Source organism: Sphingorhabdus sp., from assembly GCF_035329025.1.
Taxonomy (GTDB): Bacteria; Pseudomonadota; Alphaproteobacteria; order Sphingomonadales; family Sphingomonadaceae; genus Sphingorhabdus_B.
In genome coordinates, this window is sequence record NZ_DAOLHN010000001.1 from 50687 (window position 1) to 66072 (window position 15386).

General features: G+C 60.1%; 14 protein-coding genes. All 14 read right to left on the bottom strand.

Features of this window, described 5'->3' with window-relative positions:
• Nucleotides 1-9 precede the first annotated feature (9 nt).
• The 14 genes from gspN to PKC81_RS00315 all read right to left on the bottom strand — a co-directional run bounded on the left by gspN (nucleotide 10) and on the right by PKC81_RS00315 (nucleotide 15378).
• Nucleotides 10-732, bottom strand: a complete 723-nt coding sequence (gene gspN, locus PKC81_RS00250) for a type II secretion system protein N (RefSeq protein ID WP_324332594.1) — start codon at nucleotides 730-732, stop codon at nucleotides 10-12.
• Nucleotides 729-1211: a type II secretion system protein GspM gene (gene gspM / locus PKC81_RS00255; RefSeq protein WP_324332595.1), complete on the bottom strand. Its 483-nt coding sequence runs from the start codon at nucleotides 1209-1211 to the stop codon at nucleotides 729-731. Before gspM ends, gspN begins: the two co-directional genes overlap by 4 nt.
• Complete coding sequence (locus tag PKC81_RS00260) at nucleotides 1208-2293, bottom strand: hypothetical protein (RefSeq protein ID WP_324332596.1); 1086 nt, start codon at nucleotides 2291-2293, stop codon at nucleotides 1208-1210. The genes gspM and PKC81_RS00260 overlap by 4 nt, the downstream gene beginning before the upstream one ends.
• Nucleotides 2290-3282 carry a type II secretion system minor pseudopilin GspK gene (gene gspK / locus PKC81_RS00265; RefSeq protein WP_324332597.1) on the bottom strand — a complete coding sequence of 331 codons (993 nt, stop codon included), beginning with the start codon at nucleotides 3280-3282 and terminating at the stop codon, nucleotides 2290-2292. Before gspK ends, PKC81_RS00260 begins: the two co-directional genes overlap by 4 nt.
• The gene (gene gspJ / locus PKC81_RS00270) at nucleotides 3266-3910 is read right to left on the bottom strand and encodes a type II secretion system minor pseudopilin GspJ (RefSeq protein ID WP_324332598.1); all 645 of its coding nucleotides are present in this window, start codon (nucleotides 3908-3910) and stop codon (nucleotides 3266-3268) included. Before gspJ ends, gspK begins: the two co-directional genes overlap by 17 nt.
• A 5-nt stretch (nucleotides 3911-3915) precedes the next feature.
• The gene (gene gspI, locus PKC81_RS00275; protein ID WP_324332599.1) at nucleotides 3916-4284 is read right to left on the bottom strand and encodes a type II secretion system minor pseudopilin GspI; all 369 of its coding nucleotides are present in this window, start codon (nucleotides 4282-4284) and stop codon (nucleotides 3916-3918) included.
• Nucleotides 4274-4738: a GspH/FimT family pseudopilin gene (locus PKC81_RS00280; RefSeq protein ID WP_324332600.1), complete on the bottom strand. Its 465-nt coding sequence runs from the start codon at nucleotides 4736-4738 to the stop codon at nucleotides 4274-4276. The genes gspI and PKC81_RS00280 overlap by 11 nt, the downstream gene beginning before the upstream one ends.
• Nucleotides 4716-5162: a type II secretion system major pseudopilin GspG gene (gspG, locus tag PKC81_RS00285; protein ID WP_324332642.1), complete on the bottom strand. Its 447-nt coding sequence runs from the start codon at nucleotides 5160-5162 to the stop codon at nucleotides 4716-4718. The genes PKC81_RS00280 and gspG overlap by 23 nt, the downstream gene beginning before the upstream one ends.
• Nucleotides 5163-5206: 44 nt before the next feature.
• The gene (gspF, locus tag PKC81_RS00290; RefSeq protein ID WP_324332601.1) at nucleotides 5207-6430 is read right to left on the bottom strand and encodes a type II secretion system inner membrane protein GspF; all 1224 of its coding nucleotides are present in this window, start codon (nucleotides 6428-6430) and stop codon (nucleotides 5207-5209) included.
• On the bottom strand, nucleotides 6423-7952 hold the full coding sequence (gene gspE / locus PKC81_RS00295; RefSeq protein ID WP_324332602.1) for a type II secretion system ATPase GspE: 1530 nt from the start codon (nucleotides 7950-7952) through the stop codon (nucleotides 6423-6425). The genes gspF and gspE overlap by 8 nt, the downstream gene beginning before the upstream one ends.
• On the bottom strand, nucleotides 7949-10111 hold the full coding sequence (gene gspD, locus PKC81_RS00300) for a type II secretion system secretin GspD (RefSeq protein WP_324332644.1): 2163 nt from the start codon (nucleotides 10109-10111) through the stop codon (nucleotides 7949-7951). The genes gspE and gspD overlap by 4 nt, the downstream gene beginning before the upstream one ends.
• A complete protein-coding gene (locus PKC81_RS00305; protein ID WP_324332603.1) occupies nucleotides 10111-10932 on the bottom strand; it encodes a type II secretion system protein N in 822 nt (273 codons plus the stop codon). Before PKC81_RS00305 ends, gspD begins: the two co-directional genes overlap by 1 nt.
• A gap of 129 nt (nucleotides 10933-11061) precedes the next feature.
• On the bottom strand, nucleotides 11062-13782 hold the full coding sequence (locus tag PKC81_RS00310) for a TonB-dependent receptor (protein ID WP_324332604.1): 2721 nt from the start codon (nucleotides 13780-13782) through the stop codon (nucleotides 11062-11064).
• An 81-nt stretch (nucleotides 13783-13863) separates the two neighbouring features.
• A complete protein-coding gene (locus tag PKC81_RS00315) occupies nucleotides 13864-15378 on the bottom strand; it encodes a hypothetical protein (RefSeq protein ID WP_324332605.1) in 1515 nt (504 codons plus the stop codon).
• Nucleotides 15379-15386: the final 8 nt, after the last annotated feature.

The window sequence follows — 15386 nt, forward strand, 5'->3', positions numbered from 1 at the left end:
CGCCTGACTCTACCAGAACCGGCCCTTGCCCGATTTGCGGTAGCCGCCAGCGATGGGCGCAAATCCCGCCATTGACAGCATCGGCGCAATTTCTGCACTGGGCTGTTGCAGCTGCACCGCCGCGCGGTAGCGACCGTCAGCCGATATGCGCAATTCCACCCGTTCCATCGCCGACGCACTGGCGAACGGCAGTAGCAGTTCGCCCGCCTCGCAACGTACCCGCCCCATCAATCCCGCGTCGACACCAAGTGCCGCAAATAAGGGACCTTCGGGCTTTAGCCGAACGCTGCCACTGGCCGTGCGGCATTTCCCAGCTGAATAGGACGCAGATAGATTATCAAATTCAAGGTGCGCAGCGGGGAAACCGGGCAGGATTTCGGCTACCGGAACGCTGCCATTCCACCCTTCTGCAGAAACACCACCAAAGCCCTTGGAGACTGTACCCCGAAAGCCGGGCAGTCCTGCAGTCGCCGATTGCTCGAACCAGAAACCGGCTCGACCAAGGAAAAGACCCAGCGGTTGAATACCGGCGTCCAACGTGCCGATACCCAGCTGCCCCAACTGCACATCATAGACGCGGCCCGACCATATCGTTCCATCTGCCCCCGAAGCTGTCACCATTGACTTTTCCGGCACCGCCACGCCGACAACCCAGCGCAAAGGCATGAAGGCAATCGCCGCAATGGCGAACAATATGGCCGCCGCATAGTAAAAGCGCCGTGACGGCCTCATTGTTCGCCCCTCGCCAGCGTAGCGTTGACCGAAACCGTGCCCGCGCTGCCGACCTTCACCTCAATCTGCTCGGTAACGATGCCTGCCATCTCCAGTTCGGTAAGCCATTTCATCAAGGCAGCAGGCCGGGCCTGCGCCATTGAAATGCTGACACGACCATTACCTGCCGCATCGGCTTTTTCGAGGGCGAAGCCCGCCTCGGTTGCGCGCTGGTTTACCACCTGCTCCAGCGGCCCGGAGATATCAGCAACCACCGATCCAGTCCGTTTCTGGTTTGCCTGCGCCGCCATCGCCTCAATCGCGACACGCCGTTCGAGTGCCTCGCGATACTCGACCCGTTTTTCGTGGATCGAGTTGGTGAGCGGCAAATAAATGCCGTAGATCGCCACCAAAAGCGCTGACAGGATAGCCGCCACGCTCACTAATACCTTCTCACGCAGCGAAAGCCTGTCAAACCAGTTTGCCAGCTTTTCGATCATGGCGCCCTCACCGTGATGGCCACAGCGGTAACGCCGTTGGCTTCCTGTCGCGGCGTCGCTGTCACCTTATAGCCTTGCCGTTGCAGGTCGAGCAGCAACCGGTTGACCGGATCGACCGTTGCTGCCGTCACTGTGGCCGACAGCAGCTTGTCCGAACCAAAGCGCAGATCGCGCAGACTTGCCCCCTCGGCTTGCTGCATTGAACGCCACAAGGCCGAGGCTGGGATGGTGAAAGCACGTTGCCCACCTCCACGCGAGCTAAGCATTTGTTCAATTTTAACAGGAGCCTCTGCAGCACTGTTGATACCCGGTACAATCTTGCGTGCGGCGACCAATGCCGTTTCGTCCTCGCGGGCAATGGCGCGGTCGACCTTGAACCATGTCACCAGCGCCAACAGCAAACTGCAGAGCAAGCCGAAAGCGACGATGGCTGCGGCAAGCTTCAACTTGTTTCTATCGAGCCCAGCGCGGGCGTTCTTTTTCGCAAAAAGTCCCGAACGCAAATCGAGCGGCGGTTCGGAAATTGCGCCACGAAAATATCCGGCAAATTCGGCATGGCTGATTTCGCGAATCTGTCGTTCGCCGGATAGCCAAGCGGTCAAAGCTGGTTCATCGGGCAAGATGTGCAACCCCGAACGCAATGCAATCGCCCCGCCCAAATTGACACGGGCAATGTGACCAGCGTCGTCAGGGAGGACAAGTCCGAGCGGCCAGACATGATCGGGATCAATCCGGTCGACCTTCAACCGATCCAGCCCGCGTGTGAACAGGGCGCTATCCATGCTCCCCGAAACCACCGCGCCATCACGCTCTTGCGCGGCAACATGGAGTGCGGCGGCGTTGATCGACGCAGAAGCGGCATCGAGCCGCGCCGCCGCCTCGGCCTGCCGCGACGCCAGCCCTTCATATTCATGCCAGCGGACCACAACATGTTCGGGCGCAACAAGTGCGATTATTGGCAGGGCTTCGTCATCGCCAAAAGGCGGTTCGGCAGGAATCAATCCATCCTCGGTCAGCGACCAGATTTGCAGCGCCTCGGTCTGATGGTCCGGGAACAGCACGATATGGGCAAGCAGACTCATCCGGCCTCTCCCCAACTGCGCCACAGAACGCGCACCGGCATGTCGGTAGCTTGCAGCAATGCATGGCTCTCAAGCTCTATCGCCTCAGCCGAAACCCGGCTTTGCAGGAAAAACCAGTTGCTTGTCACACCCACCTGACCCTGAATATTTGCGGGGATTTCCGATCCCGCGAGTTGCGGTATCGCCCAAAATTTGATCGCGCTGCCATAGCCGCCTGCCGGCCGGATGGCGAGCAGAGCCTTGGCCTGGGCTGGCGAAATTTTGCCATCGAGCAGGGCCGAAAGCAGAATAGCGCGATCCGGTGCCAATGTATTGGCGTTGAGCTTGATCGGCTCGGCCACCGGCAAGGCGCAAATCCATGGGCGCAGCCGGGCATAAGAAGTCGGCGTCATCCCGCGCACTGCCTTCAACTCGCCGCGATCAATGAACAATCGGTTGGCGGCCAGATAGGGTTCGGATTGTCCGCTATAAAAGCTGTCCTCTGCCCCCGACGGCAGTGCGTTGCTATCGCTGTCGAGCCAGTCGGCTGTGGACTCGGTGATGACGATCGCATCGTTGGAGGCTATGCCGAGCAATTCCATCAGCTTGGTGAATTGCTGCATCCCCATCGGGCTGGCGGCAAATGCGCCTTCCTTGCCCGAAACCAGGCTGTTGAGATTGAAGCAATTCTGCCCGTCGCTCAGCTTTACCGTTGCCTGGCCGCGATCGACCGGAACGGGAATCTCGCGATCAAGCCAGTTGCCGTCATTGGTCAATTGCGCTGCATCGCGCTGCAACAGATCCTCTATGCGTGCAGTCGCAATCCCCTCCGCCGCAAGGCTGTAAGCGCGGGCTTGCGCCATTGCTGCGCCGTTTACCGCCAAGCGCGTCGATAGCCGCAGCCGTTCGAGCGCGGTCGCAGAAATGACCGCCATGACGGCAACAAGCAGAAGAACCGTCAAAAGGGCTGCACCGCGTTCGCTTGCGGGAGGATTAAATGGCTTGGCCATTGGCCGCCTCCTCATCTTCACGCTTGACCGGGTCATTTCCCGCACCGACCAGATACAGCATGCGGTAGTTTCTGCCGTCTTGCGTGGTCAGCACAATTTCCAGCGCGCGCGGCAATATGTCCGCATCGACCGCTGTCCAATCGTTACGCCAGCCGCCATCGGCCTCGCGCAGACGCACGATCGCTTGCCGTAATCCCTCGATCAAAACAGCATCGCTGCCGCTGCGCGAACCATCGGCGTGGCTCGCCGCACTACGAATAAGCCTGCTGCCGTCTAACCGGTAAGCAATACGCGCGAGTGAAGGCTGGGCCGTGGCTGCGTCCGGTGCGGCCCCGATGCGGCTGAATGTGAAGAGTTTCCCATCACCCGTTTCAAAGGCCGGACGTGTCGACCCGCCTTCAACTCGCGCTGGTCGCGGCACGGCCTGCGCGAGATCGGCTTCGATCAGGTTCGAGAGCCGGCTGAGCGTTGCCCGTTCACCCAGCCTGTCGCGCAACTGGATCTGGCTGTCTGCGGTGCTTCTCAGCAAGGTTACACCCGCAGCCGAAATCAGCCCGAAAACAAACAGCGCAACGAGCATTTCGACAAGCGTGAAGCCGTTGCTGGCCGGGGTTCGGAAATCAGCCATCGATGTCATGGCCGCTGCTTCGCGACGGTTAGCAGGGCACGCCCGCCCGATTGACCGCTGACCAGTATGTCGATCCGCACAAACCGGTCATCGCCTGTTTGTTTGGCCGTCTGCTTCCAGATGAACGCCTGTCCGCCATTGTTCTCGCTGCCCTGGATTTCACCCAGTGCGGGCATTGCGGGATCGGAGATGATTTCAACCGCCCGGTTCCGCGCCACCTGCCACGCCAGTTCGTGCGCGATCACGTCCCCGCCGGTGCGCAATGAAAAAGCGGAGAGCTTTATCAGCGCCAGCGCCGCAAGGCTGAAGACAGCCAGCGCGACGACAACTTCAATCAACGTGAAGCCATTTTGTGAGAGGCGGTCAGCGCGCAACGGCCACCTCCCCAGATGCACTGACCGAAACAAGGCTGCGGCCTTCGCCATTGGCCAGTTCGATTTTTGCAGGCGAAGATGGCAGACCGGTGGCGTCGAACAGGATGCGGTTCTGCGTTGCACCCATTATGCGCGTGCCATTATCGAAATATCGCGGCTTGAATGCAGAATCCGGATGCGCGCGCCATTGCCCGTCGAAACGCTGTTCAAAGCCATAGCCCGAAGCGCGCGTCCAGACAGCAGCCGGACGCGCCTGCATGACCGCCTCATCGCGCGCTGCCGCTATCCGCGCCGCCAAACGCTCTGCATCGTTGCGCACCGTGCTGTCGCTGCCGGGCAGCATCAGCACGACAGCAGCCGAAGCAAGGCTGAGCAGGAAAATCACCACCAGCATTTCAACCAGCGTGAAACCGTTTGCCTTGGCTTTATGGTCAGTCGGAATAGATGTCGGCATTTTCATTATCGCCACCGGGCGCGCCATCGGCGCCGAGCGAATAGACATCAAATGCCCCGTTGCGGCCCGGATTTGCATATTGATAGGGGCGCCCCCAAGGATCGGTCGGCAATTTCTTGATATAGCCGGGACGTGCCGAGGAACCAGCCGCCGCCGGAGGGGTTACCAACGCCTGCAGCCCCTCGCTCGCCGACGGATAGGTCATATTGTCGAGACGATAGCTCTCCATCGCCTGTGCCAGCGTCGAGACGTCTGCCTTGGCCTTGGCGACCATTGCCTTGTCCTGATTGGGCAGGACATTGATCACGACCACAGTTGTCACAAGCCCAAGGATGAACAGCGTGACCAGCATTTCTGTCAGCGTGAAGCCATTGGCCTTCGCCTTCCGACAACGCCCCTTCCGGAAGCGCAGGTCGGGCAGCATCAGGTCGGTAAAGAGATTCCAGAGAAGTTTGCGTGAAATCATGGTCATAGCCCCGCAAGATTTTGCAGTTGGAGGATAGGTAATAGGATCGACAGGATGATCACGGCGACAATGCCGCCCATCGCCACAATGATCAGCGGCTCGAGCAGCGACAGCGCGGTCGTGGTGAAATTGTCGAATTCGCGTTCGAGATAATCGGCGGCGCGCTCGAGCATCAGTTCGAGTTGCCCAGAGCTTTCGCCGCTGGCAGTTAGGTAAACAAGCAGCGGTGGAAAGACGCCGGCGGTGCGCATCGCACCCGAAAGGCTGCCGCCAGTGCGCACCTGTTCGATCATCTGGTCGTTCGCGACGCGCAGCGCGCGGTTGCCAACGGTGTCGCGCGTCAGGCGCAAGCCATCGAGTAACGGCAGGCGGCTCGACACCATGGTCGACAATGTCCGCGCCAGCCGGGCGGCGTTGAGGTCGCGGATCAGGCGGCCGATAAACGGCAGGCGCAGCAGGAAGCGGTCGAACCGCAAACGGATATCTTCGCGACGCAATGCGGCAGTAGCCGCGACGACAGCAACTGCAATCAGCAGCAGGATGGCCCACCAATAGCTGGCAAGGAACGACGACAGCCCGATAACGATCCGTGTGATCGTCGGCAGTTGCTGGTTCACATCGTCAAACTGCTCGACCACGCGCGGTACGACCGAGATCATCAGCCCGGACACAACGAGCAACGCGACCAGCGTCAATATGATCGGATAGGCCAGCGCCGAGAGCAGCTTGCTGTTGATCGCCGCGCGCCGCTCCAGCAGGTCGGCCAATCGCTGCAGAATTTCGGGAAGGGCTCCGGAGCTTTCCCCTGCCGAAACCATCGCGCGGTACATCGGCGGGAAGCTGGCCTCTTCGCGACGCATCGCTTCGGACAGCCTTTGCCCTTCGACAATCCCTGCATGGACATTACCCAATATGGTCCGCACCGATTGGGACTCGGTTTGCAGGCTTGCGGTGCGCAGCGCCTCTTCGAGTGGAGATACCTGCACCAGCGAGGACAGTTGGCGCGTGAATAGCGTCAATTGTTTCAGGCGCAGTTTCGGCGTCCGCTGGAACGCCTTTGGCAAGCCCGCAGTGACTGTCGGCTTGGCCGCTGCTGGCTCAATGGTAACGACATGCAGACGCTGCCGCGCCAACCGCTCGCGCACCACCTGATCATTGGCGGCAGCGATGCGTCCGCGTTTCTCGCGGCCCTCCACATCAATTGCACGCCAGGCAAAGTCAGGCATCGGTCGTCGCCTCGGAGCGCATGATGCGAACAGCTTCTTCTGCGGTCGTCTCCCCGTCGCGCACAAGGCGGCGGGCGGCAGCGGCTAGGTTCGGGCTGTTGGCAAATACATGGCGGGCGATGATCGCTTCGTCGCCGCCATTGCCGATATAGCGGCGGACGGTGTCATCAATCTTGATCGCCTCGAACACGCCGATGCGCCCCTGATAACCGCTATGCCCGCATTTCTCGCAGCCAACGGGCTTGTGGATCACACTGCCTGCATCCAGCCCCAGCAGCGCCGCAGCGCCCGCTTCTGCCTGCACAGGTTCACGACAATCGGGGCAGAGCCGCCGTACAAGCCTTTGCGCAACAACCGCGCGCAGTGTCGAGGCCAGCAGGAAGGGTTCGATCTTGAAATCGCGCATGCGGGTGATGGCGCCGATCGCATCGTTGGTGTGCACCGTCGACAGGACTAGATGGCCGGTCAGCGCGGCCTGCACCGCGATCTCTGCCGTCTCCCGGTCGCGGATTTCGCCGACCATTACAACATCGGGGTCTTGCCGAAGGATAGCGCGCAGCCCTGCCGCAAATGTCATCCCGACCTTGGCATTGACCTGAGTCTGGCCGACGCCTTCGAAAGCATATTCGACCGGATCTTCAACGGTCAGGATGTTGCGCTTGCCATCGTTCAACTGTTTCAGGCAGGCATAGAGGGTGGTTGTCTTGCCCGAACCGGTAGGGCCGGTGACAAGGATGATGCCATTGGGTTCAGCCAGCGCGCTGGAAATTACCGCACGCGCATTGTCCGACATGCCGAGCAGATCGAGCGAGATGAAGGCATTGTCCTTATCAAGGATACGCAGCACCACACGCTCACCGGCGCGGCTAGGCAAGGTCGATACGCGGACGTCGACCTGCTTGCCACCAAGCGTCAGACTTATGCGGCCGTCCTGCGGCACGCGCCGTTCGGCAATATCGAGCCGCGCCATGACCTTGATACGGCTGACGACCACAGGCGCAACATGCGGCGGCATGCGCAGCCGCTCCTGCAGCACGCCATCCTGCCGCATGCGCACGACAAGCCCGGTTTCATAAGGCTCGATATGGATATCGGAAACGCCCTGCCGGATCGCCTCGGCAATGATGCCGTTGATCAGGCGGATGACTGGCGCATCGTCAGCGCTATCAAGCAAGTCGTCGGCACTGGGTAGGCCCGACACCAGCAGATCATCATCGGCATTGCCCGCCTCGATTGATCCGGCCATGGCCGCAGCGGTGCCGTCCATCGAATAATGGTCTGACAGGTGTCGATCAAACTCGGCGGGCTCGGCTATCTCGACATCGAACGGCATGGCGAGATAGCGACGAACTTCAAGGAGATCGGCGGGATCGGCCCCGGCGCGCATCGCCACCTGAAGACGTCCCTCTTCACGCTTCAACAAAACGACGCCGCGCGATTTGGCAAAGGCATAAGGCAGGTCAAGCGGCATTGCGCCGGTATCCGGCTGGGTATCTTCACCAGATCCGCGCCCGATCTTCATGGCTTGACCTCGGCTTCGGGTAACGGCTGGATTTCGCCGTCGGCAGGCCGCGTACGGTCAGTCGAAGCGCCGACCAACGTGTCGCCCGGCGCCAGCGTCGGCGCAACCGGAAGCGGCGCGCCCATATAGTCGCGGAACAGCTGGTCGATCGAAGGCTCCAAGTCCGGATTGCGATCAAGTTGCAGCCCGCGCACATAATCATAGCGGCGCGCTGTATGGACATCGCCGTCGGCCCTGCTGCGGATGATCGTTGGCCGGATGAACACCGTCAGGTTGGTCTTCCGCCTTGTGCGGCTCTTCGATTTGAACAATTCGCCGAGCAAGGGAATGTCCGAGAGTAGCGGGATTTTCTCGATCGTCCGGCGCTCGTCATCATTGAGCAGCCCGCCAATTGCGAGGATCTGCCCATCGCCAACGGTCAGCGTGGTTTCAAATTCGCGCTTGTTGAAGATGAGGTCGGATGATCGGTTCGACACGGGGCCAGCAACGCTCGACACCTCCTGTTTGACGAACAGCTTCACTTCACCCTGCTGGTTGACCTGCGGCATCACCTCCAGTTTGATGCCTACCTCTTTTCGCTGCACAGTGCGGAAGGCATTGTCGAAATTGTCGGACAGCGCCTCGCCCGTGGTAATCGGCACATCCTGCCCGACGAGGAACTTCGCTTTCTGATTGTTCAGCGTCACGATATGCGGCGTCGCAAGAATGTTGGATTCGGTGTCGTTCTGGACGGCGTTGATGATCGTCCCGAAAATCGCATCTGCACCGATATCGAGGGCGAAGCCGCCAAAGCCGCCGGTGGCATTCAGGATCGACTGCGCCGCCGCTTGTTGCAGGCTATCGCCCAGCGGGCTGCGCGAAGTGGTGGTCGTGACATTACCATTCACCGTGGTCGTTTGGGTCGCAAGCTCCTCTGCCGCAATCGCACCGCCAATGGTCAAAATGCTGGGTACTGCGTTTGAATAGTTGGTGGCTGCGAAAGGCGCATCCTTGCCACCGATCAGGAACTGCACGCCAAGCCGCTTTGCCGCATCATTGCCGATCTCAACAACGATCGCCTCAACCAATACCTGTTGTGGGCGGGAGTCGAGCTGGCGGATGAGTTCGCCCAGCATCTTTTGCATATCCGGGCTGGCCGCAATGATGATCGCATTGGTGCCTTCATAGCGGCTGACGACAATCTTGCCGCGACCACCCAGCGCACTCGCGGTGCCAGTGACAGAAACGGGAGCCGAAGCGGCGGCGGCCGGTGCAGATCCTTCACCTGCAGCAGCCCCGCTGTTTTGTACCGGTTGCACAGCCGGAATGGCCGAAGCTGCACTCTCCCCAATCAGCGACTGGATCGTGGGCAGCAGCGTTTCGGCATTGGCATATTCGAGCTGATAGACGCGGATTTCAGCTCCCGATTCCGCCCGCTTGTCGAGCTCCTTCGCCATCGAAGCAAATCTAGAAACCGAAGTGGGATCGCCGCGTAAAGCAATGGCATTGCTCGAATCTATCGGCACAACAGTAACGGGCGGGCGGGCGCCTTCACCGGCGACGCCCTGCCCTGCCAGCCCTTGCAGCGCGCTTGCGATCTCGCGTGCTCCGGCATTGTCGAGCGCGACAATCTGCGTTGCGGCACTGTCGCGATCGATCTGACGGACGAGGTCGCGGATGCGACGGATATTGTCGGCATAGTCCGCCACGACCAGGCTGTTGGCGTTGCGGTTGGCGGTAATCGATCCCTCGCGACTGATCAACGGGCGCAGGGTTTCAACCGCAGCTGGTGCGTCAATCGAGCGCAGCCGGAATACTTCGGTGACGAACTGGCTGGCGGGGGCAGAGGCCGAACCGACGCGCGTGGGTTGGGTCGCCGCGCCATCGGCTTGTTGGACGCGATAGCCACCGCCACGCAGCGGAATGGCGACCAGCCCGTTGGCCCGCAATGTCGAAAGGAACACCTCGAAATATTCAGACCGGCTGAGCGAACGGTCGGTGACAACCGAAACCTTCCCCTGCACCCTGCTATCGACGATGAAAGTCTGGCCGGTGACGCGCGCGGCGTCCTGAACGAAGGCACGGATATCCGCGTCGCGGACGTTCAGGATGTGCTGCGCCTGCAACGAGGTCGACGCCAGCAGCGTTGCGAGCGACAGGGCAAGGAAAGGCTTCTTCATCATTGTTCCAGAATGAGGGCGACTGGCAGCTTTTGCGCGCCGCGTTCGATTTCGAGGGTCAGGCGGGCACCGGGTCGCAGTTGCGCTGCAAGTTCGGCGGCGGCCGCAATTGGTCGACCATTGACCGAGGTTATTACGTCGCCTTTTTGCAACCCGGCTGCGGAGAGCATCGTCCCGTCATCCTTGGCCGATACGACCAAGCCAGTGACTTTGCCCCCTTCATTGCGGGGTGTGAGACCGATGGATTGTTGAAGTGTCTGCGCGTTCAGCTTAGCCGTCGGCTCGCTCTTCAACTCGGGAGTTGGTGCTGGGGTGTCAGGCGTAACATTTTCGGCTGGCACCGACTGGTCGATATAGAGTTTTTCGAGAACGCCATTGTTACTGATAACCACATGATCGAACGCGACCGCGTGCAGCGTCGCGCCGGGCATGATCGTTTCACCAACCGACCAGCTATTCTGAACGCCATCTGCGCCAGCGATAATCGCAGACCCGCCGCCCGATGCTTCGTTGGTGCGAATGCCAAACAAGGTCAGCGGCAAGGAGGTGACGACTTCCGAATCGGCAGCGACTTGTGCGGTGCGGAAAAAGGGATCGAAACCACCGAACAAAGCCGCCCGTTCAGCGGCGGGGACAACATTGACCGGACTGGGCCGCCAATCACCGACCAGGGCAATCGGGGTGATCAGCGCCCAAAACAAACGGGCGGCCTGAATTGCGGCGAATACAAGCGCGAGGCCGACAACAGCGTCAGTTGGCGTAACGCGACGTAACGCCAAAACCAAGCTGTCAGCAGCCCATTGCAGCAAACCCCGTGTCATCGATTCTCCTGTACCGAGTCGGCGTTAGGCTGACCAGAAGACAGTTCGATGACTTTTGGGTTTCATTTTTATGACAGACATTAAGAGGAAAGGCAGCCGGTGTGAGGGCTGCCCTTCAACTAACGATATTTAGAACTTCACCGTGACGCTGGCCGAATAGCTGGTCCCGACATCATAGCTGTTGATGTTGAGAACCGAATCCCCCAGCCGCTGCTGTTCGCGATAATCGGTACCGGTCAGGTTGCGGCCTTCCAGCTTGAACTCCAGTTCCTTGCCGGCAATCTTCAGGCCCTGGCGCAAGATGAGGTCGAGGCGCAAACCCGGGCGCTCGATATAGTCGGGCGACAGGTTAGGGCCGCGGTTGGTGGCACGCGGGCTGGTGTAGGTAATCAGCAACGACTGCTGCGACAGTTTCTCGGTATCCTCAAGGCTGAGCTGCAGGTTGACCAGATGTTTTGACTGCCCCGTCAGGCGCAATTTGCGGCTGGTATCGAACACCGTCGATGCAGGCACAGAATTGGGCGCGCTCGAAAAACTGACTGTCGTATCATTGGCACCGATTTTGATCTCGGAATCCGAATAGGTGTAGTTCGCCACCACTGCGAGACGGCGGTTGAGCCAGAAATCACCACCCAAAGTTTCGAGCGGGAAATATTTCTGGGTTTCGATTTCCACACCGTACAACGTCGCTTTCGGCGCATTGGCAAAACTGGTGAAGAAGCTCGAGCCGACCTGCACCGCCACGCTTTCAATCGGGTTGGTGATATCCTTCCAGAAGCCTGCGATCGAGAAACGCTGGTCGCGATCGAAATACCATTCGTATCGCGCCTCGACATTGGTCAGTTCCGAATCCTGCAGATACTGGTTGCCAAAGAAGGTGCGGCCGGAATCGGTGTCGCGATAGGGCTGCGGCGCAAGTTCGCGGAACTGCGGGCGCGCAATGGTACGCGAACCGGCAAGGCGAAGCTGCATGTCTTCGGCAAAGTTCCAGGTGATTGTCCCGGCTGGCAGGAAGTAATCATTGTTGAGATCGGTGCGCGGCGCTGGCGTTAAGCCGAACAGCGCGGTCGGTTGAACAAACTGCTTGCCGTCTTCATAACGCACGCCGGCGTTCAACATCACGCCATCGACCGGTTCGATTTCGAGCATGGCGTATCCGGCATGCACCTTCAGACCAGCGGTAAAGGCCGCCGAGCCGAGGCCACCCGTGGTTTCGGTCAACAACACATTGTAGCTGTAAACATTGTAGTCGCTCAGCAGATAATCGATGCGCTGTTGCGTCACCGCCGGGTTGAGCGCCGAGGAAGGCTGGAACTGGAAATCGCGGCGGATCGAGTCACGGCTATTGTCATAATAGGCATAGCCCGCCGAAAGGGTCAGTGGATATTCGGTGGGCAGCTTATAGGCCACATCCGCTCCACCAGCCCAAACGGCATCTTCGAGCTCGCTGAATGCGATAAAAGCATCCTGACCAGGCGAACGCAGGTCGTTCACATAATCCTGAAACGCCTCACTATAGACATAGCTGTACGAGCGCTCATAGGGCGCGTCGCGCTGCGACTTGGCATAGGTGCCGCGCAGGTCGAGCGAGAGATCGCCAAACTTGAATTCGCCGATGATCTGGCTGTCAAACAACTGGCGTTCGAACCAGCTGGTGATGCCTGTCTGGATCGTTGCGTCGGGGCGGGTCGGGCTGGGTCCTACAGTGTCGAAGTTATTACCCAGAGCTACCCGCGCCTCTTTCAGTGTGTCGCGGATGAACAGATTGTTGAAGCGGATTTTGTGCTCGCCAAATTGCAGGCCTAGGCCAATCATGCCATTGAGGATGATGCGGTTTTCGGTCGACAGATAGTCGAAATCGCGAGCGGGTTCGAGGAACGAGCTGCCATTGGCAGTTGATACGTTACCGAACTGTTGCATCCCGCTGCGCGTGCGCCAGTTGTTGTTGTAACCGGCAATGGCAATGACACCCAGATCGACAGCGCCCAGCTCGAAGGTCTTGCCCATCGCGATGTCGCCGCTGATGTTCGGCTGGATATCCAGGTTGCGCTGGATCACATTGGTGCGCGAATTGCTGAGGCTGGCGGTGATTTCCTGCACATCGGCTACGCTGAATTGCGAGCCTGCCAAGATACGATTGCCGGTGGCCAGAGCATTTGCAAAAGCCCCCTTGGGCGAGCGTTCACCGCTGTCATAACCGGTCCAGTCACCGCGGCTACCAAAATAGGTGTAACCGACTTCGAAGGTGGTCTCGGTATCACCGCCGATGCCGAAACCGACATCGAAGAAGCCTTCCGACGGTGCATTTTTGGTGGTCAGGTTGATCACACCGCCGCCAAATTCGCCGGGATAGTCGGCGGAATAGCTCTTCTGAACTACGGTCGATGCAAGGATGCTGGTCGGGAAGAGATCGAGCGGAATAACGCGACGCAGCGGCTCCGGCGACGGCAGGGGCGAGCCATTGAGCAGTGCGAGCGAATAGCGCTCACCCAGTCCGCGCACATAGACGAATTTGCCGCCGACAACCGAAAGACCGGTGACGCGTTGCAGGGCACCTGCGACTTCACCTTCACCCGTGCGGGCGATATCCGCCGCCGACAACACCGATACGACTTCGGGCGTCGCGCGGATCACATTGGGAATATAGCGACCCTGGACAACAATCTCCTGTCCTTCGCCGCTATCGGCACCCGGACCTGAAATTTCGACCTCTTCCTCTGCAGGCTGGGTCTCCTCAACTGCCGGAGCAGCCTCTTCCGCCGCCTCTGGCTGTGTGACATCCTGCGCAAGCGCCGCCGGAGCGACCAGTGCGGAAGTGAGCAGCAATGTGGTGCCGAATATGCGTTTCATGATCTTTGGGTGCCCTGATTATTTAGAAAAAGGGGCGGCGACATTAAGGCGCCGCCCCTTTGGGATTAACGATGCGCTAGCTTAGCCTGCGGCCGGGATTTCAAGGCACGAGGCCTGACCCGGAAGGCCGCACGCCCAACCCGACCACCAGTTGGTCGTGCTGTCGCGGACCGCGCCGATATAGGCCCGGTTGATCAGGTAGCTGGCGAGGCCTGCTGCCGCGAAGGGCGAGACTGCATTTTCATTGGCGCCGTTGATGAAGGTGCCCGAAAGCGTCGAGGTGCCGTTGGCGGTGTTGTTGGTGCCAGCAGCGAAAATGGCCTGCACCTGCGCACCGGTCACGTCGGCATCATCGGGGAAAGCCGTCGCACACGACATGAACACCGAGTTGAACACCGGCGGACCGTCCTCATCCTGCGCAGCGTTCGCAGCCTGCACTGTCGACGCGCCATCGATATCGATGCAACGCGGGCTGCCCGTCATGATGCCGTTGACGAACGAATAGTCACCACCGCCGCGGAGCAGCAGGGTCGTATTGCGTCCGGTCTGGCCGATGAAAGTGAAGTTCGCAAAGCGGACATCGGTACGCGGCAGGCGGGTGTCGTTGCCCGAAGAGTCGGCTTCGACGATATGGTCACCACCGTCGGTGCGCTGCAGCACGATGATATCCTGCAGGGCAGCCTTGAAGCCCGAGTCAACGTCGAGCGAATCATCGTCATTGCCGGTCAGAACAAGGTTGCGACCGTTTACGCGTCCACCAAACCATTCGATGCCGTCGTCAGAGCTGTTGTGCACCTGGACATTTTCGAAGATCGTGCCAGCGCCCACGCCGGCCATGGTGATGCCGTTGAGTTCGTTGTTGGTATCCACACGGAAGCCCGGATAGCGAACCTGCAGATAGCGGATGGTGCCGCTATTGTCGTTCGGCGATGCACCGCCATAGATCGAGCCGCTGGTGCCTTCGACCGGAGCGACGCAGCCCACGGTGCCGCCAGTCGCAGCAGCATCAGCGCAATCGGCAATCGGCGCACGGCCAAGAATAACAAGACCACCCCATTCGCCGATGCTCGAAGCGGTTGAGGTGCCCAACACGTTGTTGCGGCTGGTCATGACGACCGGGCGGGTCGCAGAACCGTCGACATTCAGTTGCGAGCCGCGATTGACGACCATGAAGTCAGCGCCCGATGCGCCGAAGATGGTGACGCCTGCGTCGATCGTGAGAACGCCTGAAACAGCGCCTGCGATTGGAGCATTCGGGTCGGCACCCAGATCCTGGCCAACCTGCACTTTGCCATTGAGCGAGTAGATCGTGCCCGCAAGGTTCTGCAGGCGAAGCGCGCCGGTGATGGTACCCGAAATCTGGCAGTTGCGGCGATTGGCGATCGTGCCCGCATCGACTGTTCCCGAGGGGCAGCTGGCCGCAGGGCCTGTCGGCGGCGGGGGAGGCGGCGGCGGCGGGGGCGGAGCAACGACTGGCGGCGGCACCACCACAATGCTGCCGTCGCCGGGCGAAGCGATATCATCGGCACCGCAAGCCGACAGCAGGCCTGCTGCTGCCGTTGCATAAACTATCCCACGCAATTTCGGGTCTATCATTCTGATTC